The following is a 24,172-nucleotide window of genomic DNA, read 5'->3' on the forward strand; positions in this document are numbered from 1 at the left end:
GCACCAGACGCCCGCCGAGGTTGAGGCGGCCTACTATGAACACCAGCGGGAGGAACTTCCCGCTTCAGAACAACGGAACTGAACCCAGTACGGTTCACTCTCGGTCTCGGGTGGGAGTCGCGCGAGCGTGGTCGTGACCGGAATCCGGCGTGGGAGATCTTCGTTGTCAGTGAGGAACTGATCGAAGAGTTCTCCACCCGCTCCCACGACATTGACGCCGAGACTGACCGGCTGGTTGCTGACTACGTTGCCGAGCACGGCAGGCGCCCGTCTGGGCGAACGGTCGTGCGGCTGCGTGCCCAAGCAACATTGGCGACCCGGCCAGAGAAACAGGTCCATTCGCTGGCTCACCTGACCGCTGGGTGGCGGGAACGCGCCAGCGGCCTGTTGGGTGAGGATGCGACCGGGTGGGCAAGCCGCATCACCCATGACCAGAAGACTCCGCTGTTGCGGGCTGATGATGTGCCGCTAGAGGCGATCGCCGACCTCGGCCAAGACGTGGTCGAGGTCGTGGGCGAGAAACGGTCGACCTGGCGACGCTGGAACCTGCACGCCGAGGCCTCCCGCCAGTCGATGGGCTGGCGCTTCGCGACCGTGCAGGACCGGGAAGCGATCGTGGGCATGATCGCCGACGCCGCCGAACAAGCGTCGCTGCGGCTGACTCCACCTGAACTCACATCGTCGCCAGTGTCGTTCCAACGTGGGGACGGGTCGTCGGTGTTCCGACCGAAGCACTCGACCGTGTTCTCCTCCGAGACGCTGCTGGCCGCCGAAGACCGACTCATCGACCGAGCCAGTAACCGCACCGGCCCCTCGGTGGACATCGAGACGATGGAACGAGTTACCGGGAAGCCGGATCGTGAAGGCCGGATGCTCGGCCCAGACCAGGCCGACGCCCTCACCCAGGTCGCAGTCTCCGGTCGAGTGCTCGATGTGCTGGTGGGTCCTGCTGGGGCGGGGAAGACCACCGCGATGAACGCCCTACGGAGGGCATGGGAGAAGCAGCACGGACTTGGCAGTGTGGTCGGGTTGGCGCCCTCGGCGGTCGCCGCGCAAGTCCTTGCCGATGATCTCGGGATCGCCACGGAGAACACTGCGAAGTGGTGGCAGAACCACATGATCCACGGCACCACCTTCAACACCGGCCAGTTGGTCATTATCGATGAAGCCTCTCTGGCCGGCACACTCTCGCTGGATCGGATCACCGGCCTGGCTGCTGAGGCGGGGGCGAAGGTGCTGTTGGTCGGCGACTACGGCCAGTTGCAATCTGTCGATGCCGGTGGCGCGTTCGGGATGCTCGTGGCCGAACGTGATCATGCCCCGGAGCTGGTCGAGGTGCACCGATTTGTCAACGAGTGGGAGAAGACCGCCTCTCTAGAGCTGCGCCACGGGCGGACCAAAGTGATTGACACTTACGAGAAACAGGGCCGCATCCACGATGGTGACGGTGAGGACATGATCGACGCTGCCTACCGGGCGTGGCGTGGCGACCGCGAGGCCGGGAAAGCCTCCGTGCTGATCGCTGAGACCCGCGACGATGTGACCGCCCTCAACGCCCGCGCACGATCTGACCTGATCCTCGATGGCACGATCACTCCCAAACGGGAGGTGACATTGATCGACGGCACCCAGGCCGGGGTCGGTGACACCGTGATCACGCGCCGTAATGACCGGCGGCTGCGGGCGGTGCGGGGTTGGGTGCGCAACGGCGACCGATGGCAGGTCACCGATGTACGTGAGGACGGGTCCATCACTGTGCGCAGACCTGGCCATCGGGGAGGGGCGATCGTGCTGCCAGCGGACTATGTGGCTGAGCATGTCGATCTCGGGTACGCGATCACCGCCCACCGCGCCCAGGGCATCACCGTGGACACATCGCATGTCCTGGTCGAACCGACGAGTACGCGGGAGAACTTCTACGTCGCCATGAGCCGCGGGAAGGAGTCGAACCAGGCCTGGGTGATCCTCGACCGACCCGACGATACCCATTCCGCCCCGCACCCCTCCGACAACGAGGAAGCCATCGGTCGGAGCGTGCTCTACGGGGTGCTGTCGCATTCGGGTGCTGAGCTCTCGGCGCACGAGACCATCACCGCCGAACAGGACCATTGGGGCTCCATCGCGCAGCTGGCTGCCGAGTACGAGACCATCGCCTCCGCCGCCCAACACGACCGGTGGGCTTCGCTGATCCGGGCCTCGGGGCTCAGTGACGAGCAGGCCGAGGCCGCACTCAGTTCGGAGGCGTTCGGGGCGTTGACGGCGGAGTTGCGGCGGGCTGAGGCGAACCATCACGATGTCGATGCGCTGTTCCCGCGCCTGGTCGCGGCTCGTGAGTTCGAGGATGCCGACGATATTGCGAAGGTCATGCATTACCGTCTCGCCCGCGCCACCAGCCGACCCGCCGGCTCCGGACGCACCCGCAAGAGCCCAGCGCTGATCGCCGGTCTCATCCCACACGCCACCGGCCCCATGAGTACCGAGATGCGCGACGCTCTCACCGAACGACGAGAGCTAATCGAACAGCGAGCCGATGCGACCCTCGACACCGCCCTGAGCCAGCACGAGCCCTGGGCAAAGCACCTGGGGCAACCACCAAAAGATGAGCGCGAGCAGCAGCGTTGGCGGCAGTCGGCCCGCACGATCGCTGCCTATCGTGACCGTTACGGGGTGGATGATGACACTCCGCTTGGGGTGCAGCCGGAGTCGGCGTCGCAGAAGATCGACTACGCCCGCGCCGCTCCCGCGCTGCGAAGGCTCAGCCCACAGACTCAGTCTGAGCGTGAGGATGCCCGTCGCGATACCCTTGGCATGGGTCGAGGCGGGCCATCGCTCTAGTCTCCTGGATCGGTAAGCGGTTCGATGGCGTGGAGGTGCGTGATTCCGCCTTGGTTCACGCAATCCTCGGCCAGCTCGTAGACCTGCCGGTGAAAATCGGAGTCCGGTGCGGCCGCGTTCAGGGTTGAGCGCACCGAGGTGAAGGAGCGCAGTGGGGTGGAAACCCCATCGTAAGTCAGGCCCGCGTTGTCGATCGTCAGGATGCTCATGGGCTCTTCACCCGTGTATTCGACGCCGACACGCACGTCGTACTCCTCGTGATGGAGTGCGGCTGCTGTCGCGCGAATCAGTGCGGTGAAGTCAGCGATCGCGCATTCAATCCCGCGCCCTTCGATCTGCCATCCCTCGAAGTAACCATCCATACTCTGTCGGTGGCCGCCGAGGGCAGCGGCTACTGTCACCGAACCGTCATGGTGGACGCTCATCCAGGCTTCGCGCCAGTTTGAGCTGTCGTTGACCGCCGTACTCGGTGCCGTCCAGCGGCGCAGGCCGGGACGCGGGTTGTAATGCTCAACGTTTTCGAAGGGGTGGATTCCGTTTCGAGTGGAGTATGTGAGCGTGATGGTGGAGGCATGTTTGAAGATCTCGCGCGCCTCGTCACGGGTGGGGCGTGCCAGCACGCCGGGGATACGCGGATGAGCGACTGCGACAAGCCATGCCCGCTGGTCGGTGTCTCGTCCTTCGATCGTTTCGGCGAACAGTGAGTCCAGGGCCTCCGATGCTCGGCGACGTTCATCGAAGCGTGCCCGGTACGTGGCTTCGATCTGGCGTTCTTTCATCCAAGCGGTATCGGCATCGTTCCGGATTGGAGCACCGAAGTATTCACCTCGATAGATCAAGTGCGGGCCATCCACGCTGGCCGGAACTACGACCGCGACCGCGCGGGATTCGTTTCCGAGACGATGGATCTCGAGTCCGAAAACCGGTGGAGAGATCGCGGTGACCGCAACACTTCGGTACGTGCGCTCGTGTATCTCGGTGAGCTCTCCCGTGTCTTTGCGGCCAGTGGCGGCCTTGTTCTGTTCCTCGATGCCGTAGACGATCATCCCGCCGCCGGTGTTCGCCATTGCCGCGATGTCTTTCGGCACATCGGTCTGCGCGAGGTTCTTCGTCGGGGGCAGTTCCGACTTCCAATCCAAGTCGTCGGTCTCCGTCACTCCGTGCTCGACTGCCGCATCCAAGAGCTCATCAGTGAGCGGGCCAGGAGGCAGACCCAGAACTCGGTGCAACGGTGTGAAGTTCATGCTCCAAGGGTAGAGCTCATCAGCTTCAGTGCTCGACTGCCGACGCGCGGACGCCAGACCCGGGGAGGGTTCCGTTTGTCGCAGGCCAGGCGTATCGTAGAGGATACGAGGCGGAAACCCCTCACCATGTAGCCCCCTCCAATGGGGTTGTCCTTCGGGACACTCCACACGTACTGCCTCACCACAGTCACGTGTTTGGAGGCACATCATGTTCCGACTCATCTGGATCACCAGCATCCATCTGGCCGGGTTCTTCCGCTGCTGGATGCCCACCAACATCCTGCTCGACCGAATCCGCACCCGCCGTGGCCTCAAATGGGGTGTACCGGCGATGCTGATCGCGATCCCCTACCTCTACGGCGCGAGCGTGCTTGTCGTCATCATCAACGACGGCGGCCCCGGTGGCCTCAACGTACTCGTGCTCGTCTCGATCTGGTCGGCGTTCAAGATCCTCGCCATCGGCCCCGTCAGCCTGGTCATGCTCGCTAAGGCCCGCTGGCAGGAGCACCACTACCGCCGAGCGATCGAACGAGAGGGCCAGCGCCAACAGTCTCCGGATTACGCGCAGATACCAGCGATGGCCGGAGGTGCATCATGACACGAGCACTTATCTACCTGCGCAGCGCGACCGGAAACCAGGCACAGACCCAACGACAAGAAGCCGACTGCCGCGCCTACCTGCGCGAGCGCGACCTGCTCGATGTCGGCACGGTCACCGACATCGCTCACCCCCAGGACGAGTTCACCACTCTCATCGACACCGCCGCCAAGACCGGGGCCACCGAGGTGGTCGTCACCGACCTCTCCCGCCTGGGCCGCAAGTCGCCAGCCGCGACTCGTAACTTCGACGCCCTCGATGATGCTGGTCTCACCATCCATGTCGCCAACGGCACCCTCAGCGGCTCTATGGCCGATGAGTGCACCAGAGACATGGCGTACCTCTTCGCCGCGGAGGACGCTCAACGCCTCCACGACGACACCGAACCCGAGGGCTGACGCCCCGGTCCACTCCACAGGTCGCGCCCGCCTCCATCCGGGGACGGCGCGACCCCTCTTTACACCGTGAAAGGCAACGAGTACCTAGCTGCTATGAAGCAGTCAGCAACTCCCCCTCGTCACGGGCGACCTCATTGGCCGTCTGCGAGTCCGACGGCGCGGCAGCGACCAGCCCTGCTTCCACCAGGCACACCCGAACCGACTGACGACCAACCCCGAGCCTGCGGGAGATCGACCGCATCGACACACCAGCACGGAACAGGCGCACCGCCTCGGCCCGCTCGTCCACGTCAAGCCCAGGACGACGCCGAGGAATGCTTCGCCGACTCAGATGCGCCGATACCGTGGCCCGATGGATGCCGTACTTCTGCGCCAGACCCTGAACGCTCATGCCGGAGTTGTAGTCCTCGATCAGACGGTCCACCTCAGAAGGGGTCAGAAAGGTTTGAGCCGTCTCGATTCTCCGGACTAACGAACCACGGGCATCCCTCACAGGAGGTGTTGACACTCGCTTCGGAGCCTCGTACAGACCCCTGTAGCACCGTGTGACCAGGGTTTTTGTCCTGCGGGGAATGTTGCTGAACTGCTACGCAGTGACCCCAGATGGGCGAGGTGTGAACTCCCTGACCGCTGTCAGGGAGTTCACACCTCGCCTTCTTTTTCGCCCAGTTCAGGCGTTCGCCTGAACCTCGGCACCGCACAACAGGTTCTCCAGCAGATGGAGCGCGTCCCCCAGGTGCGATCGGGCGTCGGCCAGACACAAACGTGTTCGAGGCACGCGAATGAGTGCCAGTACCGCACGGGCCGACCCGGGATAATCGGGTCTTGCGGTATCGCGCCGACCGTGAATGTGTCGGGAGATGGCGTCAGGCAGGGGACGACGCACGGCGGTGGCGACGGAGGTATCCGACAGAGGCCGCGGCGAGCAATGGTGGCCAAAGGGCGGCGAGCAGATAGCAGATGGCGCAGAGCCATGCCCAGGCGTCGTAGTCGGTGCCGGCGAACGGGTCGACCTTGTCCCAGGCGATGACGGACATGGTGACGAGCAGAAGGAGCACGAGCGCACCCGCGACGCCCGCTCCGCCGATCATCGCCGGCACGAGGCGGTGCAGGCGAGCGGGCAGCCAACGCGGGGTCACCATCTTCGGATCGGCCGCGAGGAAGAGCATGCAGGCGATAGCTGCGAGCTGGACAACCGACAACAGCAGGAGGTACCAGACTCCCGTACCCGGGATGCTCTGCTCCTCGCGCCAGGCGGCCGGTGTGCCGAGAGTGGCTCCCATGGCCAGCGGGAGCCGCCACAGTGCGGTCGGCAAGGCGACCGCCATGCCCGCGTACGCACACCACGCGACCGGATCCACAGATCTCGCCTGATTGTTCATGGTTCGCCTGCCTTTGAGTGAGGGACTCGTCGCGACGCGAAGGTGCGTGTGTTGTCCGATTGAAGGGATGTTCGCGTCATGTCGCAGATCCTGCGACAACTCGCGGCGCAAGGCGTTCGAGTCGCATGCCCGGGAGGGTGTCGAGGGAGTGCCCCAGGAGCGCGGCGAGGGCTCCGAGACGGTAGACCTCATGGGTCAGAGTTCCCCGGAGCCCGGAGGCCGGGACCGCTCGGGCGGTTCACTGGCCGCCCCTTGCGATCCGCCTCGCGGTCGCCAGCAGTTCCTCGCGCTCGGCCCGGTCGACGTGGTAGCCGTCGACCATGACTGCGTGGATCGACTGGGTATTGCGGATGTCGTCCATCGGGTCGGCGTCCAAGATCACGAGGTCGGCTACGCGCCCCTCCTCGACCGTTCCGGCCCACCGCTCGCGGCCGAGGAATCTGGCCGGTTCCACCGTGGCGCACTGGAGGGCGCGCATGGGGGTCAGGCCCGCCGCGACGAGTTGCTCGAGTTCGGTATGCAAGCTGAATCCCGGGAAGAGTCCGGGGCCGACCAAGTCTGTGCCGGCGAGCAGCCTGACCCCTGCCTCCTCCATGGCCCCCACGGTCGCGAGACGCCAGTTGCGCAATTCGCGGTGCTGGTGGGCTTCCTCGTTCGACCGGTGCCCCCCGCAGTAGATCTCCGTCCGGAGGAAGTCCCAGGATTCGGGTGTGCTGGGGACCATGTACTCCATCCGTCGATCGTCGAGCCGGATCGACTCTGGATGGTCGATGGCGGCGTGAACCACGAGGGTCGGTGTGTAGGCGACATCTGCTGCGACGAGCCGTTCGAAGATGGACGTCGCCCTTGTGTGGCTGTAGGACGCGACGGCCTCCCACTCGATCCGGCTGACCTGCTTGATCCAGCTGCCCAGGTGGAAGCCGGGGGTCGTCTGGATTCGGGACATGGCTGCCTCGAGCCGATCCATGTCCGACGAGGCCGCAGGCCAGATGCTACCGAAGAGGTGCTCGAAGGACCGCTGTCCCGACTCGATCTGCTCATCGAAGGGAAGATGGTCCGAGCGATGGCCGGCGACGGTGATCTCGCGGAGCTGAGCCTCGGCGAGGACGGCTCGGTAGGCCTCCGGCCCCAGTCGCGAGTACACCTTGATGAAGTCCGCTCCACCATCGATCGCCTCGGGCACCGCGCGGCGGGCTTGCGCGGGTGAGTCGACCGTGACGATCGGCGTGTCCGGCACGTCGGACCACAATCCAGGATCGCCGTCGAGTAGAGGACTGGCGATGGTCATTCGTGGCCCGAGCAGTTCGCCGGACTCGATCATCTGACGGATCTCGTGCAGCCGTGGACGCCCCCACATCTCGCGCACCGCGGTCACGCCATTGGCCACGTACAGGTTCGCGAAGTGACGAGGGTCCTCGGTCTCGGACTCACTATGGACGTGCATGTCGGTGAGGCCGGGGATCACATACTTGCCACGGATGTCACGGACCACTGCTCCTGGAGGGATCGGGACCTCGCTCGCGGGTCCCACCGCTGTGATCACGCGGTCGATGACGATCACGGTCTGCTCTGGTCTGGGCCGAGCTCCCGTAGCGTCGATCACCGTGGCACCGACGTAGGCCTGGACCTGCCGGGATTGGGTGCTGTCGCTGATCATCGAGTCGTCACTCCTCGGGCTTGCAGATGCTGACTGGCAGTGGGGGCGAGCGCAGGGAGGACCAGCACGGCCGTGCCGAGCCAGTCGCGGGTGGTCGCGCGAGGGGGTGTTACGACGGTCACACGAGGAAGAATACGCGTGTCTAATACGTGTGTCTAATACGTGCGTACAAGACGCGTGTATGGATGCGGGCTAAAGTGGGTGTATGGGACAGCGTCAGGATCTCCTCGCCGGAGCGAAGCGATGCATCGCCGAGAAGGGGTACTCGCGCACGACGGCGCGTGACATCACCGCCGCATCGGGTGCGAACCTCGCTGCGATCGGCTACCACTTCGGCTCGAAGGAGGCTTTGCTCAACGCCGCAGTCCTGGAGTCACTCGAGGAGTGGGGCAGCGCGATCGAGCACGCTCGGGGCGTTTCAGAGACGGGCGAGCCGCTCGCGCGCCTGGAGCGGTTCCTCGAGGGATTTCTCGCCGGATCTCCCGAGCAGAGGGCCACGCTCGTGGCGAGCGTGCAGGCCTTCGCCGAAGCGGAGTTCGCCCCCGACATGCGTCACCAACTCGCCGAGACCTATGAGCAGAACCGCCGGAGCCTCGCGGCGATACTGCTTGACATCGATCCCGCTGCCGTCGACGAAGCCGGCCGGCAGCTCGGCTCTCTCGTCCTGGCGGTCATCACCGGCACCGCGTTGCAGTGGCTCATCGAACCGGAGGCGACACCGTCGGCATCCGGTCTCACCGCCGCGGTGCGAGCGCTGTTGACGACGGAAGGGATCTGAGCACGGTCGCGCGATCATCAGCGGCGTCGCCCGCAGCGTTGCCCCAACCGGTGGAGGGCGGCGAGGTAGTCCTTCGGTCGCTCGAAGTGCACCAGGTGCCCGCCGGAGATCGGCACGAGCTCCGCGTCGGCGAGCAGCGCGAGAGCGCGTGAGGCGTCCTCGACGTCCATTGCTGCCTTGAGTATGCCGTTCTCGTCGTACGAGCTGCCGTGCTTGTCGAACCACCACCGCGTGTGAATCAGCGTCGTCGGGACCTTGATCGCGGCCAGCGCACTGTCGGTACTGAAGCCCTCGTACCAGCGGCCCACGTGCCAGGAGTTCCCGAACGCGGGGTCGTAGTCGACCATCCCCTCGAACCAGACATCGACCGCTCGGGGCAGGAACCGGATGCGAAGCGGCTCATCCGGATGCCGATCGACCCGGCGCAGCGCCCAGCGCGTGAGCAGTGGCGCAAGCTTGCCGAAGAACTCGAAGTAGTCGGCCCGCTCCAGGTAGTAACGCTGGAATCCTCCGTCCGGCTGTTCGTGCAGGTACTCCGCCGCGATGCGGTGCAGTACGGCGCCGGTGGTCTTGTCGCCTCGCGGGGGCACGGACGAGAACAACGGCGGATCCTCCAGGAGGAGTCCCCGCACCATCTCGGGGTGATTCGCCGCGATCTGCACGGCGAGCACGCCGCCGGACGAGTGCCCCGACAGGAGGACGGGGTCATCGGTGAGCTTTTCGATGGCGCCGGCGAGGAGTTCGCCGACGGTGACGCACGTGTACTCCTCGTGGTTCAGATGCTCGGATGCGCCATGCCCCGGCACATCGATGGCGATGACGCGATGGCGTGTGGTGAGCGCGGGAAGCACGCGCCGGAAGTCCTGCCAACGGGATGCTTGGCCGTGCAGCAGAACGACCGGCGGCCCATTGTCCGGGCCCTCCGCGATGTTGAGCGTGCGACCGTCGACGGTGACGCGATGCTCGTTCATGGGCACACAGGGACCGCGGTCAGCTCTCGGACCGGATATCCGGCATGACAGCGTCGATGAACTCGCGGAACGGCTCTTTCCGCACGATCGCGATCCCCTTCGTCTCATCCGCGAGGAGCAGCAGCGAGGCGCCCGGCTCAATGTCGAACATCTCGCGCGCTTCCTTCGGGATGACGATCTGCCCCTTCGGGCCGACCTTCACGATCGCTGCGAACTTGCCTGACTGTTCGTCATCACCCATCCCGACCTCCGTGGATCCTCACACGTAGCTCTAGTAGCACTAGTATAACTAGTGCCACTGGTGGGGCCACGCTTGCTCAGTGGAGTCCTCGTTGTCCGGGTGTCCAGAACGGCGTGGCCACGATGCGGTTGCGGTGCCAGCCGCGGTCGCGGATCAGGTGGGTGCGGATAACTTGGCACCACGCGCCCAGCGGCCAACAGCACCGCCGCGGCGGATTCCCTGCGCGCGGTCACTGCGGCCCGGCGACGCCGATGAGGTTGCCGAGCGGGTCGCGAAACCGGCCGACGACGAGTTCCCCGGGCGCCACCACATGCGGCCCCAGTACGCGCTCCGCGCCTGCCTCCTCGGCACGAACGAGTGCGGCCTCGACATCGTCGACCGCGGCATACAACGTGATGCGCTGCTCCGAGGGGTCACCCTCGTCGAGGTTCGCGTTGATACCGGCCGACGACGCCTGCGCGAAACGGTCCTGGAACTCCCAGCCGAACACCGCTCCGTAGAACGCCTCCAGGCGATCCGGGTCGGCGCTGACGAGTTCGACGTGAACGATCGGGTTGCTCATGACTGCTCTCCTCCGGTTCCGAGCCTCCTGTGCACCCCACCGATCGGCAGGGTTCTACATCACAACCTAAAGGTATGAATTTATTACCACAAGGTATGCTGGGTGAATGGCGACGAGAAGGAGCTACCCCGACTCCTGCGGGATGGCGCAGGCACTGAACGTGATCGGCGAACGCTGGGCGTTGCTGATCGTGCGGGAGCTGCTGTTCGGCCCGAAGCGCTTCGCGGACCTCAACGACGAGCTGCCCGGAATCAGCAAGGCAGTGCTCAGCCAGCGTCTCGACGAACTCGAGGCGCGCGCGGTGCTGCGTCGACGTCGACTCCCGCGCCGGTGTCGCTGTGGGTCTACGAACTCACCGAGTGGGGCGCCGAGCTGGAACCCGTTGTGCAGGCCATGGGCCGATGGGGCGCGCGTTCGCCGTTCTTCGCCGCCGACCAGCCGCTGAGCTGCACCTCGGTTGCGATGTCACTGCGGACGATGTTCGACTCCGACCGGGCCCCTGACGCCGATCTGAGCATCGACATCGATCTGGGCCGGGAGCAGTTCCGTGCCACGGTGCGCCGGACGGCCCTCGATCTGCGTCGCTCCCCCGCCATGGCCGAAGCCGGCCCCACCAGGACCGGCGAGACCGACCGCGCCGACGCGAAGATCGTCGCGACACCCCACGCGTTCATCGAACTTGTCTACTCCGGACGCCCCACGGCCGAGCACGTCGCGGCCGGCACTGTCACCGTGGACGGCGACACCGCCGCCGTCGAACGGTTCGTCGCGTGCTTCAGCCTTCCCAACCCGGCCACCCTTCCCCCGCAGGAGTCGTCATGATCTTCGTCGTGTGTCACGGGGCCGGTGGGTCGGCGTGGGAGTGGCATCGGGTGCGCGCCGAGCTCGAGGCCCGCGGGCACGACTGCATCACCGTCGACCTGCCCACCGGCGGCGCCGACGCCCGACTGGCCGCCTGTGCCGACGCCGTCGTCGCCGCGGTCGGACGGTCGCGGCAGACGACCGTCCCGCGCATGTTCCGAACGACGGGATCGTCGTCGTGGGACATTCGATGGGCGGGTTCATCGCTCCCCTGGCCGCCGACGCGCTCGGCGCGCGGCACCTCGTGCTGTGCAGCGCGATGGTTCCGCTGCCAGGCGAGACGGTCGACGAATGGTGGGACGCCAGCGGTTTCACCGCCGCCGAACTCGACCATCCCGACGACGAGGTCGCCCTGTTCCTGCACGACGTCGACGCCGCACTGATCGCGGAGGCGCCGCGGCACGCCACCGACGTCTCGGGATCACTCACCGGCGACCCGTTCCCGCTGGACGCCTGGCCGGCGACGCGACGTCGTTCGTCGTGTTCGCCGACGACCGCTTCTTCCCCGCCGCCTTCCAACGCGACCTCGCCCGCCGGCGGCTCGGCATCGACGCACCCGCCGAGGTGCCGGGCAGCCACTGCGCCTACCTGGCCCACCCGGCCGACGTCGCCGACGCGCTCATCGCAGCAGCGTCCTGAGAACCCAGCGTCCTGAGTGGACGCACGCCGCGCGCTGTCGTGAATGGACAGCGCGCCGGGCGTCCTCAGTCGTCGGACGTCCATTCGGCCCAGGACATCTGCCACACGCTCCACCCGTCGGTGGGTTCGAGGGTGCGGTCGCCGGCGTTGCGCACCGTGATGAGGTCGCCGGGTTTGGACTGTTCCATCACCCACGCCGCGTCCTCGGTCGAGAGGTTGATGCAGCCGTTGCTGGTGTTGCTGTTGCCCTGCGCACCGACCGACCACGGCGCCGAGTGGTAGAAGATGCCGCTGTAGGACATCCGCGCGGCGTAGTCCACCTCGATGCGGTAGCCCTCGCTGCTGTCGACGGGAACGCCGTAGGTGCTGGAGTCCATGGTGTAGCCGTTGTGCTCGCTCATCACCGTGTACGTGCCGTTCGGCGTGGACGTCTCCGGTTTGCCGAGCGAGATCGGCATGCGCCGGACCCGCTCGCCGTCGACGAACACCGACATGTGATGCAATGCGCCGTCCGCGACGACCGACACCTCGCGGCCCACGGTGAACGACACCTGCCGGTCCTGCGCGCCGTACATGCCGTCGCCGAAGTCCTTGCCGTAGATCATCGCGTCGACGTTGACCTCGGTGCCCGGCGCCCAGTGGTCCCGCGGCCGCCAGATGACCTCCGAGTCGCTGCGCCAGCGGAACGCACCCTCGGTCTCCGGCTGCGTCCGCACCCGCAGCGCCCGTTCGACGACGTCGCGGTTGGGCACGTCGGCGCTGAAGGTGAACACGATCGGCATGCCCACGCCGACGGTCTGCCCGTCCTGGACGTTGACGTGCACCGCGTTCTGGCTCTGCGGCACGGCGGTGGTGAAGGTGGCCGATTCGGTGACGGACTGGCCGTCGTCGCCCTCGGCGGTGGCCTCGAGGGTGTAGGTCTTGCCGAATCCGAGCGGTTCGGATGCGCGCCACGCGGTGTCCTGCATGGTCGTGCCGCCCTCGACGACCGTGCCGTCCTCGCCGACCAGCGAGGCGTCGGTGATCGTGCCGTGCTGCACCGTCGCGGTGAACCCGCCACCGGGCTCGACCCCGTCCTCGCCGTCGGACACCGACAGTTCGAGCTCGGCCTGCTGCGCCGGCGTGGGGTCGGCTCCGGCGGCGCCGCTGCCACCCTGGTCACCCGCCGACGAACTGCAGCCCGTGACCAGCATGCCCCCGACGACCACGATCGTTACCGTCCGCGCCCACCGGCCGGGTGCGGACAACCCCCAGCGCCCCATCAACAACCTTCCGTATGACGTTGTCCTGAACAATCCTCGACAAGTCTGCCGGAACACAGCGCGTATCCGGCCCGCAGTGATACGAGTGAGACGCACGGATGCATCACATCGTTGCCTGAGATCGTTGCCTGCGGGCCCTCCTCGATCCCGTGTCGACCCGCGCGCCGGCGCCCGCGGGCCCGCGACGTGCGCGAACGCCGAACGGAGGGGGGTCGTTCGGGGCCACTACGGACCGTGCTAATCTTTTTCCCGTCGCAAGCGAGACCGACCGCGACAGGCCCAGCCGAGGTCGCAGCGAGTCTCAGCGTCACGCGCCGTTAGCTCAATTGGCAGAGCAGCTGACTCTTAATCAGCGGGTTCGGGGTTCGAGTCCCTGACGGCGCACTCCCCTCCTTACAGCGAAGCCCCAGGCAGAAGTCTGGGGCTTTTTCGCGATCGCCGGCCCCAACGTAGTGATCGATGGCGACCCTGGAACCCGCTGAATTAAGTGTCAGCGGCTCCACGGTCCCGAATTTCGTTTGCCCACCATGAACAGGCGTTGTTACAACCTGCGCGAGAGGTGGTGAGCACGGTGCGCGCAGCATTCCGGCCGACGATGAACCCGGCCGAGCTGTCCTATCTCGCGGTCGAGCGCAGGCATCAGGTCAACGTCTCGATGGTCTTCCTGCTGAACCTTGACCGCACCCCCACCACCGCCGACCTGCACACCGCGCTGGCCCGGCTCGCCGCGACCGTGCCGCGGTTCCGCCAGCGCATCGTCCACGCCTCTCCGTGGCGGACCAACTGGTCGCAAGCCACGCACGTTGCCATCGACCGGCACCTTGCCGAACTCTCCGCGGACTCCGCCGACCTCCACACCGTCCTCGGCCAGCTCACCACGCTGCTGCAACAACCGTTCGACCCGACCCTGGCCCCATGGCACGCTTACCACGTCCGCGACATCGCGGGCGGGCGCAGCTGCTCGTACTGCGGCTCCACCACTGCATGGGTGACGGCGCGACCTACGTCGCCGCACTCCAGCAGGCCTTCGCCGACTCCGGCCCCGGTCTGGTCGCCGTCGAACGCCCCCGGCCCCCGTTCGACCTCCTGCGCACCATGCGCGGCACCCTCGGCGCGGCGGGACGCACCGTCGGCGCGTTGTGCACCACGGCAGGACGATCCGCGCTCCGCGCCGAGATCGACATCTGGAAGACGCCGCCTCCGCCGGGAAGGCTCGGCCGGTCCCGACGCGGCCAGCGGATCGCGGTCTGGACGGCGCCCTTGGAGGCCTGGCGACGCGCTGCGCACGCGCTGGGCGGACGGCACAACAGCCTTTTCCTCCTGATCGCCGCACATGCCGAGGCCGACTACCACGGCTGGCCGAACTCGGACTCGGTCACGATCATGCCCGTCAGCACGCGCAGCACCGATCCGCACGCGGTGCAGGACGGTGCGATCAGTCTCGCAACCGGTGTCCTCGTCCTCGACCGTGACGCCGTTCGGTCCGGCCACCTCGCGCCCGTGGAGCACGCAGCGCTGGACGCCCGGCGACGTGGAACTACCGGCGACGATCACCGGCCCGTCGCCGGTGACCTGATGCGCTTGCTACCCGAACGACTGCGCGCCGCACTGCACGTCCGCCTGTTCGCACGGTCCGATGTGGTCGCCAGCAACGTGGGCCGCGGCGAACGCATGCGCGTGGGCGGAGCCGAGGTGAAGACCTGCGCGGTGGTCTCCCCCGCCGTGGCATGTCCCGTCGCATTCACCACGTTCACCTACGGCGACGAGGTGACGCTGGTCGCATCGATCGATCCCGGCATGGTGTCCGAGCCGGACGAGTTCGAGGCCGCGATCACGACGACGTTGAGCCGATTCGTCCCCGGCGCCTCATCTCCCTGAGTCGACGGGACACCACGAACGGCCCCCGACACGCGTCGCGCCGGGACGACGGTCGTGTCGTCCCGCGCCGGTAGCCGGTGATGCCGGTCAGGCGGGGGTGCCCGCCTTGGTTCCCGTGTCGCTCAGCAGGGGCGGGGCGCTGGGCGCGTTCAGCACCTCGTCGTCGATCAGACCCTCGGTGCGCGCGACCACCGTGGTCACGGCGATCTGGCCCGCAACGTTCGTGGCGGTGCGCATCATGTCCATGATCGGGTTCACCGAGTAGATCAACGCGATACCCATGGCCACCTGCGCCGGGTCGAGGCCGATCACCGTGGCCGTCAACGTCAGCGCCGTCAGCCAGCCCGTCGTGCCCGCCGTGGCCAACGCGCCGAACACCGCCACCACGACGATGCCCACGTACTGACCGAAGCTCAACGAGATCCCCGAGATGTTGGCGATGAAGATCGCACCGATGGCGGGGAAAACCGCGGCGCAACCGTCCATTTTGGTCGCCGTGGCCAGCGGCGTGGCGAACCCGGCGTAGCCCGGGTCGACGCCGAGGTTGACCGCCGACTGCCGGGTGAGCGGCAACGTCGCCGCGGAGCTCTGCGACACGAATCCGAACTGGATCGCCGTCCACGACTTGCCGAAGAACTGACCCGGCCGCACCCGCGCCACGAACTGCAGCAGCAGCGGATACACCACGAACATCACCAGCAGCGAACCGACATACACCGCCAGCGTCGCCGACAGCAGCGGCCGGAACAACGCGTCACCGTAGTTGGCGACCGCGCCGCCGATCAGGCCGAGGATGCCGATCGGGGCGAGCCGCACGATCCAGCCCAGGTACCGCTGGATGATCTCGAACACGCTCGACACCACGTTCACGAACGGCTCCGCCCGCTCCCCCAGGCTGTAGGAGGCCGCGCCGATCACCAACGCGAGGAACAGCACCTGCAGCATCTGCCCCTCGGCGAACGCGGCGACGAAGTTCTCCGGCACGATGCCCTCGACGAAGGCCGTCCAGGATCCCCACTCGGCGACCGAGTCCGCCGCGCGCTCGGTGTTCTCGGCTGTCGCCTCCACACCGCCGAGCCCGCCGGAGCCCGGGTTGAACAGCAGCCCGACGCCGATGCCGATCAGCACCGCGATCAGCGACGTCGTCGCGAACCAGCCGACGGTCTTCCCGCCGAGCCGGGCGGCCGTGCGGCCACCACCCAGGCCGCGGAGGCTGTTGATGCCGACGATGATCGCCGTGAACACCAGCGGCACCACCGCGATCTGCAGCAACGTGGTGAACACCGACCCGACCTGGTCGAGCAGCTCGGTCAGCCACACCGTCTCGGTGACCCTGGCGACGGCGCCGAGCAGGGCGCCCACCAGCAGCGAGCCGATGACGGCGGAGGCGAACACCGCGGGTTTGGTGTAGGTGCGTAAGAAGGACACGAGGCCGCTCCGGGGATGAATTTCCGACAGGTGCGTAGGCAGTCAACGCCAAGATTCACGAATTGTTTCCACTTTCCACATCGTGGGACACCGCGGCGGGAACCGCTACCGGTCGGGAGCGCGCCCGCGCATGGCCAGCTGCAGCTCCAGCAGCAACCGGTCCGACGCGTCGGCGAGGTCCAGACCGGTGATGGCCTCGATCCGCCGCAGCCGGTACCGCAGCGTGTTCGGATGCACCCGCAGCTCCCGGGCCGCCGAACGCACGTCGCCGTGCCCGGCCAGATACGCGGCGGCACTGTCGGCGAGGTCGCTGCCGTGCGCGCGGTCGTACTCGGCCAGCGCGTCCACCCGCGGGTCGCGCAGTTCCGACCGCGCCGCGACGAGGTCCAGGATCTCGCCGAGCAGCACAGCGGTCCGCGACTCGGCCAGCGTCGTCACCCGCGCCTCCGGCGGAGCGGCGGCGTCGGCCGCCCCGGCAGTGCCACCCGCCGCGCCGGGCAGCCGCGTGCCGTCCAGCACCCGGTCCACCTCGGCCCGCGCCGCGGCCACCTCCCCGAGATCGGCCACCCCGGTGGCGATCGCCGCCCGCAACACCACGCCGCGGGTGTCCTCGAGCGCGGCCACGAGCTGCCGCGTCCACGCCCCGACCGCATGCTCCGACGCGTAGCCGGGCAGCAGCACATAGGCCCGCTCCCCCGGCATCGTCGTCACCGAGTCGCGGCGGAACGCGCTCGCGTGCAGCCGCAGGACGCTGCCCACGCCCGGGCCCGTCCCGCCGGCGGCCTCGGCCTGCCCCGAGGCCGCGAAGCCGAGCACCGCCACCGGCCCGCCCTGCGGCAGGTTCAACGCACCCGCCAGCGACGGGACGTCCACCCCGTCGCCGCGCAGCCCGAACAGCCGTTGGATCAGCAGTTCCTCGGTCGACGGGGCGTTGTGGCTGCGCGCGATGATCCGCGCGGCGATCGCGGCCGCACCTCGCAGCACCTCCGCCGCGTCGGCCGCGAACGGCCGGTCCCCCTGCTGGAGCCAGATCGAGCCGAGCATCCTCGGGTCGTCCTCGACGGGTTCGTGGATGCCGACGACCAGGCGGCGCTGAGTGCCGAGTTCGGCGTGGGCAGGCACGTCGACGACCTCGTCGCTCGCGCGCAACCGGTCGTAGACGCCCCACCGGTGCAGCACGCGCAGATAGTCACGCGGGCCCTCGCGGCCGAGGATCGACAGGGTGCGCAGTTCGTCGGCCGATTCGTCGGAGGGCGAATGCGCGAGCACGCGGGAGGCGGCGTCCTCGATCGACACCATGCCGCCGGCGTTGCGCGCCACGCTCTGCGCGAGGTCGAACAGGTCGGTGTCGGCGGCCAGCAGGTCGGGGGCGCTGGGTTTGGGGCTGCGGTCGAGCATCCGCTGCACCCGGGGGAACACGTGGTCCCAGCGCGCCTTCGGGTGGACCTCGACGAGCGCGACCCCGGCCTTCTCGGCGGCGGCGCGCACCGCGCGCGGACGTCTTCGACAACACCACCCGCGGACGTGCCGCCTCGGCGGACCCGGCCACGGCCGCGAACCACGCCAGCGCCTCCTCGTCGCGCACCCCCACGTGCACCACGACGTCGGAGCCGCGGCCCCCCGGGGCGCCGTCCGGGTCGGCGGCCGGTTCGGTGCCGGCCAGTTCGGTCCCGTCCACGAGCGCGACGGACGCGACGACGGTGCCGGCGTGCTCCGCGGCGGCGGGCCGGGCCACCGCCGTGTCCAGCGCCTCGGTCAGCTCGCGCACCGTGATCGCGCGTTCCGGTTCGGTCACCGCCGCCTCCACCCGTGCACGTCCTTGGTCGGTCGAACAAGGAGTGGTCGAATTCTTCGTCCGATCATCTCACGGACTCGGGTCGCCGGGGCTGCTTCACTGCGTTCGCGGGGCAGTGCCCGCGCAACAACGAAGGAGGGTCGCCATGGACGGCATCACGAACGTTCCGCAGCCGGTGAACGAACCGGTCCACTCGTACGCCCCCGGCACGCCGGAGCGCGCGCGGCTGCAGGCGAAACTGGCCGAGCTGGAGGCCACCCCCACCGAGGTGCACCACGTGATCGCCGGCGAGCACCGCCGCAGCGCCACGACCGTGACCGAGGTCGTGCAGCCGCACAAGCACGCCTCCGTCCTGGGCACCTTCACCCACGCGACCCAGCAGGACGTGCGCGACGCGGTCGAGGCCGCGAACGACGCCGCGCCGGCGTGGCGGGCGATGCCGTTCGACGAGCGCGCCGCGGTGTTCCTGCGCGCGGCCGATCTGCTGTCCGGACCGTGGCGCGAGACGATCGCCGCGGCCACGATGCTCGGCCAGTCCAAGACGGCCTACCAGGCCGAGATCGACGCCCCGTGCGAGCTGATCGACTTCTGGCGGTTCAACGTCCACTTCGCGCGCCAGCTGATGACCGATCAGCCGCTGTCGGTTCCCGGAGTGTGGAACCGGGTCGAGTACCGGCCGCTGGAGGGTTTCGTCTACGCGGTCACGCCGTTCAACTTCACCGCGATCGCCGGCAACCTGCCCACGGCGCCCGCGCTGATGGGCAACACCGTCGTGTGGAAGCCGTCGGACACCCAGGCCGTCGCGGCGTACCTGACGATGCAGCTGCTGGAGGCGGCCGGTCTGCCGCCGGGCGTGATCAACCTCGTCACCGGCCCGGGCCCGGACATCTCCGACGTCGTGCTGCCCGACCCGCGCCTGGCCGGCATCCACTTCACCGGCTCCACCGAGACGTTCCAGACGTTGTGGCGCGAGGTGGGCACCAACATCGCGAACTACCACTCCTACCCGCGGCTCGTGGGCGAGACGGGCGGCAAGGACTTCGTCGTGGCGCACAGTTCGGCCGACCCCGAGGTGCTGACGACGGCGCTGATCCGTGGTGCGTTCGACTACCAGGGCCAGAAGTGCTCGGCGGCCTCGCGCGCGTTCATCCCCGCCTCGGTGTGGGCGGAGATGGGTGAGGACCTGATCGCGAAGACGGCGGCGTTGACCTACGGTGACGTGTCCGACCTGTCGCACTACGGCGGCGCGGTCATCGACCGGCGTTCGTTCGAGCGCAACAAGGCCGCGCTCGAACGGGCCAAGTCGACGCCGGGGCTGACGATCGCCGTGGGCGGCCGCGCCGACGACAGCGTCGGCTACTTCATCGAGCCGACGATCCTGCTCGGCGACGACCCCACCGACGAGGCGTTCAGCAAGGAGTACTTCGGCCCGATCCTGGCGGTGCACGTCTACGACGACACGAAGCCGGGCGCCTTCGACGAGATCCTGCGGGTGGTCGACTCCGGTTCGGCGTACGCGCTGACCGGCGCGATCATCGCCGACGACCGCGCGGCCGTCGCCAGGGCGTCCGAGGCGCTGCGGTTCGCCGCGGGCAACTTCTACGTCAACGACAAGCCGACGGGCTCGATCGTGGGCCAGCAGCCGTTCGGCGGCGCCCGCGCCTCCGGCACGAACGACAAGGCCGGGTCGGCGCAGAACCTGCTCCGCTGGGCCTCGGCGCGGTCGATCAAGGAGACGTTCGACGCGCCGAGGGATCACCACTACCCGCACCAGGGGGTGTGACGCTCATGCCGTACCCACGCCTGGCGCAGCCGCTGCGATCGACGCTGTTGGCGGCGGCGCGGTCGAAGCGGCTGGAGCACACGGCGGCGAACCTGCGGTTGACGCGCACGGTCGTCGACCGGTTCGTCGCGGGCGAGACCGAGCAGCAGGCCGTCGACACGGCACGCGGCCTGCTCGACAGCGGCCGGTACATCACGATCGACCACCTCGGCGAGGACACCACGGACGCCGCGCAGGCGCAGGCGACGGTCTCGGCGTACCTGTCGTTGCTGTCGGCGCTCGCGCCGCTGGCGGCGGACTCGGCGGCAGGCGCGCACCGGCCGCGGCCGGTGGAGGTGTCGCTGAAGCTCTCGGCGCTGGGCCAGTCCCTGCCGGTCGACGGCGACCGCATCGCCCTCGACAACGCGCACAAGATCTGCGCGGCGGCCGAGGAGGCGGGCGTGTGGGTCACGGTCGACGCCGAGGACCACACGACCACCGATTCGACGCTGTCGATCGTGCGCAGCCTGCGGGCCGACTTCCCGAGCCTGGGCACGGTGCTGCAGGCCTACCTCAAGCGCACCGAGGGCGACTGCGCCGAGCTGGCCGGAACGCGGATCCGGCTGTGCAAGGGCGCCTACGCCGAACCGGCGAGCGTCGCGTACCAGGGCGCGGCGGTCGACGAGGCCTACGTCCGGTGCCTGCGGGTGTTGCTGGGCGGCGGCGGATACCCGATGGTCGCGACCCACGACCCGGCGATGATCTCCGCCGCGCTGGACATCGCCGCCGAGCGCGGGCTCGCCTCCGACGAGTTCGAACTGCAGATGCTGTTCGGGGTGCGCGACGTCGAGCAGCGGCGGCTCGCCGCCGGCGGCCGCGCGATGCGCGTGTACCTGCCGTACGGCACCCAGTGGTACGGCTACTTCATGCGGCGCATGGCCGAGAAACCGGCGAACCTGGGCCTGTTCCTGCGGGCGCTGGCGTCCCGGAAGTAGGGCGCGCCCGCGCCGGGTGCCCCCGAGGCGTAGTCGGGGGCACCCGAACGTCGCAACCACCGCACTAAGCAATCGCTTAGACTCGGCCCGGAGCGATGATCAACGGCGAAAGGCGCGCACGACGATGTACGCAGCGACGGTCACCCGCACCGACGGACCCGCGGCCCTCGAGATCCTCGAACGGCCCGTGCCCACACCCGGTGACGGCGAGGTCCTCATCGACGTCAAGGCAGCCGGGGTGAACTTCCCCGACCTGCTGTTGACGAAGAACATGTACCAGTACAAGCCCGAACCGCCGTTCGTCCTCGGCGGCGAGCTCGCCGGCGTCGTGCGCGAGGCGCCCGCCGGTTCGGGCCTGTCCCCCGGCGACCGCGTCGCCGCCAGCACCACCACCGGCGCCTTCGCCGAGCAGGCCGTGGCCCGCGTGCCCATGGTGCTGCCGCTGCCGGACTCGATCGGCTTCGCGGCGGCCGCCTGCCTGCCGATGAACTACCTGACCATGACGTTCGCCCTGCTCAAGCGCGGTGGACTGCAGAAGGGCGAGACCGTGCTCGTGCACGCGCCGCGGGCGGCATCGGCACCGCGACCATCCAGCTCGCCAAGGCGATGGGCGCCCACGTCATCTCCGTGGTCTCCACCGACGACAAGGCACGGTTCGTCAGCACGGTCGGTTCCGACGAGGTCGTGCTGGCCGACGGGTTCAAGGACGTCGTCAAGGAACTGACCGGCGGCCGCGGCGTCGACCTGATCGTCGACCCGGTCGGCGGTGACCGCTTCACCGACTCCCTGCGCACCCTCGCCCCGCTGGGCAGGCTGCTCGTCATCGGCTTCACCGCGGGCGACATCCCCACGGTCAAGGTCAACCGGTTGCTCCTGAACAACATCGCGTCCGCGGCGTCGCCTGGGGTGCCTACGCGATGTCCGACGTCGCCACGTCCGCAAGGATGGGATGTCCTCACGCCGTACCTCGACTCCGGCGTCGTCGACCCGCCCATCGCGGGCACCTATCCCCTCGCCCGCACCGCCGAGGCCGTCGCCCAGCTCGACGACCGCGCCGTGCTCGGCAAGGTCGTCGTCGACCCGACCCTCTGAGCCGGGAGCGACCACATCTGGGTCTACTGTGGACACCCGATGCGTGGTGCACCTATGGGGTCGCCCACGCATCGGGTGGACGTTTGTCGAGAACACCCACCCCGCAACGGCGACTTCGTTAACCTCGCCGGTAATGAGCACCGACCCCCGCACGACCGAGGTCGACCCGACGACCGCCGTCCAACAGGCCTACCGGCTGATCCTCGGCCGGGCCGCCGACGCCGAGGGTGAGGCCCACTACGTGGGCAAGCTGCGCTCGGGTGAGCTGACCGTGCCGCAGCTGTGCGCGGCGCTGGCCACGTCGGACGAGTTCGCCGACCGGCTCGCCGTCCGCACCGGACAGACCGACCCGACCGCACGGGCCCGCACCGCGCGCGCGAGGCCGACCCCGACCTCATCGACCCCGCCGAACTGATCGCCGCCACGTCCGTCGAGCAGCTCGCCGCCACCGCCGAGCAGTACTTCGCCACCCTCGACGACGTCGAACAGCTGCTGACGAAACCCTTCAAGGAAGCAGGCGAGGCCGCGGAACTGCTCGTCACGTTCGGGCAGGTGTTGCGCGGTCTGCAACCGGCCACGGGCATGACCGTCCTCGACTTCGGCGCCGGCACCTGCTGGACCAGCCGGTGGCTCACCCAACTCGGCTGCCGCGTCATCGCCAGCGACATCTCACCATCCGCACTCGAACTCGGCCGCCACCTGTACGAACGCGCACCCGTCCTGGGCGAGCGGCCCGAACCGGAATTCCTCGTGTTCGACGGCCACCGCATCGACCTTCCCGACGCCAGCGTCGACCGCATCCTGTCCTACGACGCGCTGCACCACGTGCCCAACCCCGACGACGTCATCGCCGAATTCGCCCGCGTGCTCCGCCCCGGCGGCATCGCCGCCTTCTCCGAACCCGGCGCCACCCACTCCCTGCAACCCCAGTCCCAGTACGAGATGCGGCACTTCGGCGTACTCGAGAACGACGTGATCATCGAAGACGTCTGGCAACGGGCCCAGGACCGCGGATTCACCGAGATCCGCCTCTGCCTGCTCGACTCGTCCCCACAGTGGGTCGACCTGCCCACCTTCCAGGACGTGCGCGCCGGCCGCGAGGACCCGTCCGTCTTCCCCGAACCCGCCCGCGCCGCCATCGGCGACCGCCGCATGTTCACCCTCCGCCGCGCCGGCACCGAAACCCCCGACAGCCGCATCGCCGACGGCCTCACCGCCGCCCTCTCCCTCGATGACGTCACCGTCGAGCGGGCAGGAGACGGCGTCGTCGTGAGCGGCACCTGCCGCGCCGTCAACACCGGGACGCGGCACTGGCTGCCTTCCGACTCGCCCCACGGGCCCGTGTTCCTCGCGCCCGCCTCGTTCTCACCGACGGGACCGTCAGCGACCGGCTCTCGCACTCCGGTGGGCGGATCCCGCTTCCCGGCCGAGGAGACGGCGGGGTGCCGGTTGGTGGGGAGGTTGTTTTTCGGGTTCGGGTTGAGGTGGGGGATGTTTCCGATGTTGTCGGGGTCGAGTTCGACCTCGTGAGTGAGTTGGTTTGTTGGTTCTCCGTCAACGGATCCGAGGTTGTCCGCGTGTCGATTTAGCGGCGGGGCCGGGGCGGGTGGCGTGTCAGCATTCTGCGTCGTGGTGTTCGCAGTTCACGTCGCTGTGTTGGCAATCTGCGCGTGGTGTTGGCGGTTTGGGGTGTGGGTGCCTCGCCGGCGGGCTGGTCTCCGGGATGACGGGGGGTGGGTGCGGTGTGGCTCCGTGTCATCCCTCGACCTCGCTTTTTGTTTATCACACTTGCAG

At 68.3% G+C, this 24,172-nt stretch carries 25 protein-coding genes and 1 tRNA gene; 15 read left to right on the forward strand and 11 right to left on the reverse strand.

Annotated elements, in window-relative coordinates; genetic code table 11:
- Positions 1-78 precede the first annotated feature (78 nt).
- Entirely contained in the window at positions 79-2,835 is a 2,757-nt protein-coding gene (locus BJF85_RS19755) for an AAA family ATPase (RefSeq protein WP_083666560.1), read from the forward strand.
- Here BJF85_RS19755 and BJF85_RS19760 read toward each other — a convergent pair.
- The gene (locus BJF85_RS19760; protein ID WP_222844608.1) at positions 2,832-3,992 is read right to left on the reverse strand and encodes a helix-turn-helix domain-containing protein; all 1,161 of its coding nucleotides are present in this window, start codon (positions 3,990-3,992) and stop codon (positions 2,832-2,834) included. The genes BJF85_RS19755 and BJF85_RS19760 overlap by 4 nt on opposite strands.
- Positions 3,993-4,287: 295 nt before the next feature.
- On the opposite strand from BJF85_RS19760, the gene BJF85_RS19765 reads away from it, so the two are divergent.
- Both BJF85_RS19765 and BJF85_RS19770 read left to right on the forward strand, forming a co-directional pair.
- Entirely contained in the window at positions 4,288-4,677 is a 390-nt protein-coding gene (locus BJF85_RS19765; RefSeq protein WP_075849583.1) for a sulfate permease, read from the forward strand.
- A complete protein-coding gene (locus BJF85_RS19770; RefSeq protein ID WP_075849584.1) occupies positions 4,674-5,075 on the forward strand; it encodes a recombinase family protein in 402 nt (133 codons plus the stop codon). The genes BJF85_RS19765 and BJF85_RS19770 overlap by 4 nt, the downstream gene beginning before the upstream one ends.
- 91 nt (positions 5,076-5,166) lie before the next feature.
- On the opposite strand, the gene BJF85_RS26760 is transcribed toward BJF85_RS19770, so the two are convergent.
- The 3 genes from BJF85_RS26760 to BJF85_RS19785 all read right to left on the reverse strand — a co-directional run bounded on the left by BJF85_RS26760 (position 5,167) and on the right by BJF85_RS19785 (position 8,114).
- Entirely contained in the window at positions 5,167-5,499 is a 333-nt protein-coding gene (locus tag BJF85_RS26760; RefSeq protein ID WP_187346941.1) for a helix-turn-helix domain-containing protein, read from the reverse strand.
- A gap of 442 nt (positions 5,500-5,941) precedes the next feature.
- Positions 5,942-6,457 (reverse strand): hypothetical protein, encoded by a 516-nt coding sequence (locus BJF85_RS19780; protein WP_139320738.1) that lies wholly within the window; start codon positions 6,455-6,457, stop codon positions 5,942-5,944.
- 238 nt (positions 6,458-6,695) lie between these two features.
- Positions 6,696-8,114 carry an amidohydrolase family protein gene (locus BJF85_RS19785; protein WP_075849587.1) on the reverse strand — a complete coding sequence of 473 codons (1,419 nt, stop codon included), beginning with the start codon at positions 8,112-8,114 and terminating at the stop codon, positions 6,696-6,698.
- Between the two features lie 205 nt (positions 8,115-8,319).
- On the opposite strand from BJF85_RS19785, the gene BJF85_RS19790 reads away from it, so the two are divergent.
- Complete coding sequence (locus tag BJF85_RS19790; RefSeq protein WP_075849588.1) at positions 8,320-8,892, forward strand: TetR/AcrR family transcriptional regulator; 573 nt, start codon at positions 8,320-8,322, stop codon at positions 8,890-8,892.
- 17 nt (positions 8,893-8,909) lie between these two features.
- Here BJF85_RS19790 and BJF85_RS19795 read toward each other — a convergent pair whose 3' ends face one another.
- The 3 genes from BJF85_RS19795 to BJF85_RS19805 form a co-directional block, all read right to left on the reverse strand.
- Positions 8,910-9,863 (reverse strand): alpha/beta hydrolase, encoded by a 954-nt coding sequence (locus BJF85_RS19795; RefSeq protein WP_075849589.1) that lies wholly within the window; start codon positions 9,861-9,863, stop codon positions 8,910-8,912.
- Between the two features lie 19 nt (positions 9,864-9,882).
- On the reverse strand, positions 9,883-10,104 hold the full coding sequence (locus tag BJF85_RS19800; protein WP_075849590.1) for an AbrB/MazE/SpoVT family DNA-binding domain-containing protein: 222 nt from the start codon (positions 10,102-10,104) through the stop codon (positions 9,883-9,885).
- Positions 10,105-10,333: 229 nt separating this feature from the next.
- Positions 10,334-10,666 carry a VOC family protein gene (locus BJF85_RS19805; protein WP_075849591.1) on the reverse strand — a complete coding sequence of 111 codons (333 nt, stop codon included), beginning with the start codon at positions 10,664-10,666 and terminating at the stop codon, positions 10,334-10,336.
- A 106-nt stretch (positions 10,667-10,772) separates the two neighbouring features.
- Between BJF85_RS19805 and BJF85_RS30525 the strand changes: the two genes are divergently transcribed.
- The 3 genes from BJF85_RS30525 to BJF85_RS19815 all read left to right on the forward strand — a co-directional run bounded on the left by BJF85_RS30525 (position 10,773) and on the right by BJF85_RS19815 (position 12,182).
- The gene (locus BJF85_RS30525) at positions 10,773-11,111 is read left to right on the forward strand and encodes a helix-turn-helix domain-containing protein (protein WP_083666561.1); all 339 of its coding nucleotides are present in this window, start codon (positions 10,773-10,775) and stop codon (positions 11,109-11,111) included.
- A 17-nt stretch (positions 11,112-11,128) separates the two neighbouring features.
- Positions 11,129-11,488, forward strand: a complete 360-nt coding sequence (locus BJF85_RS30530; RefSeq protein WP_255375791.1) for an alkyl sulfatase C-terminal domain-containing protein — start codon at positions 11,129-11,131, stop codon at positions 11,486-11,488.
- 217 nt (positions 11,489-11,705) lie between these two features.
- Positions 11,706-12,182, forward strand: a complete 477-nt coding sequence (locus BJF85_RS19815) for a hypothetical protein (RefSeq protein ID WP_139320740.1) — start codon at positions 11,706-11,708, stop codon at positions 12,180-12,182.
- 49 nt (positions 12,183-12,231) lie between these two features.
- Here the strand turns inward: BJF85_RS19815 and BJF85_RS19820 are convergent, their stop codons facing one another.
- The gene (locus BJF85_RS19820) at positions 12,232-13,428 is read right to left on the reverse strand and encodes an Ig-like domain-containing protein (RefSeq protein WP_075849592.1); all 1,197 of its coding nucleotides are present in this window, start codon (positions 13,426-13,428) and stop codon (positions 12,232-12,234) included.
- Between the two features lie 311 nt (positions 13,429-13,739).
- Here BJF85_RS19820 and BJF85_RS19825 point away from each other — a divergent pair.
- Positions 13,740-13,812, forward strand: a tRNA-Lys gene (locus tag BJF85_RS19825).
- Between the two features lie 255 nt (positions 13,813-14,067).
- Here BJF85_RS19825 and BJF85_RS28130 read toward each other — a convergent pair.
- Entirely contained in the window at positions 14,068-14,238 is a 171-nt protein-coding gene (locus BJF85_RS28130) for a hypothetical protein (protein WP_158057034.1), read from the reverse strand.
- Between the two features lie 105 nt (positions 14,239-14,343).
- Here BJF85_RS28130 and BJF85_RS19835 point away from each other — a divergent pair, with 105 nt between their 5' ends.
- A complete protein-coding gene (locus BJF85_RS19835) occupies positions 14,344-15,306 on the forward strand; it encodes a WS/DGAT domain-containing protein (RefSeq protein ID WP_083666563.1) in 963 nt (320 codons plus the stop codon).
- Between the two features lie 87 nt (positions 15,307-15,393).
- Here BJF85_RS19835 and BJF85_RS19840 read toward each other — a convergent pair whose 3' ends face one another.
- Positions 15,394-16,734, reverse strand: a complete 1,341-nt coding sequence (locus BJF85_RS19840; RefSeq protein WP_075849595.1) for a dicarboxylate/amino acid:cation symporter — start codon at positions 16,732-16,734, stop codon at positions 15,394-15,396.
- A gap of 105 nt (positions 16,735-16,839) precedes the next feature.
- Positions 16,840-18,222 (reverse strand): CdaR family transcriptional regulator, encoded by a 1,383-nt coding sequence (locus BJF85_RS19845; protein ID WP_222844609.1) that lies wholly within the window; start codon positions 18,220-18,222, stop codon positions 16,840-16,842.
- Positions 18,223-18,674: 452 nt separating this feature from the next.
- Between BJF85_RS19845 and pruA the strand changes: the two genes are divergently transcribed.
- The 6 genes from pruA to BJF85_RS19870 all read left to right on the forward strand — a co-directional run bounded on the left by pruA (position 18,675) and on the right by BJF85_RS19870 (position 23,908).
- Entirely contained in the window at positions 18,675-20,312 is a 1,638-nt protein-coding gene (pruA, locus tag BJF85_RS19850) for an L-glutamate gamma-semialdehyde dehydrogenase (RefSeq protein WP_075849596.1), read from the forward strand.
- A 5-nt stretch (positions 20,313-20,317) separates the two neighbouring features.
- A complete protein-coding gene (locus BJF85_RS19855) occupies positions 20,318-21,286 on the forward strand; it encodes a proline dehydrogenase family protein (RefSeq protein ID WP_075849599.1) in 969 nt (322 codons plus the stop codon).
- 124 nt (positions 21,287-21,410) lie between these two features.
- Positions 21,411-22,010 (forward strand): alcohol dehydrogenase catalytic domain-containing protein, encoded by a 600-nt coding sequence (locus tag BJF85_RS31635; protein ID WP_369822240.1) that lies wholly within the window; start codon positions 21,411-21,413, stop codon positions 22,008-22,010.
- Positions 21,893-22,378: a zinc-binding dehydrogenase gene (locus BJF85_RS31640; protein WP_369822241.1), complete on the forward strand. Its 486-nt coding sequence runs from the start codon at positions 21,893-21,895 to the stop codon at positions 22,376-22,378. The genes BJF85_RS31635 and BJF85_RS31640 overlap by 118 nt, the downstream gene beginning before the upstream one ends.
- A 133-nt stretch (positions 22,379-22,511) precedes the next feature.
- Positions 22,512-22,793 carry a DUF4214 domain-containing protein gene (locus tag BJF85_RS30535; RefSeq protein ID WP_075849597.1) on the forward strand — a complete coding sequence of 94 codons (282 nt, stop codon included), beginning with the start codon at positions 22,512-22,514 and terminating at the stop codon, positions 22,791-22,793.
- A gap of 167 nt (positions 22,794-22,960) precedes the next feature.
- Entirely contained in the window at positions 22,961-23,908 is a 948-nt protein-coding gene (locus BJF85_RS19870; RefSeq protein WP_255375793.1) for a class I SAM-dependent methyltransferase, read from the forward strand.
- The last annotated feature ends 264 nt before the right edge of the window (positions 23,909-24,172 follow it).

The organism is Saccharomonospora sp. CUA-673, from assembly GCF_001942305.1.
Lineage (GTDB): Bacteria > Actinomycetota > Actinomycetes > Mycobacteriales > Pseudonocardiaceae > Prauserella.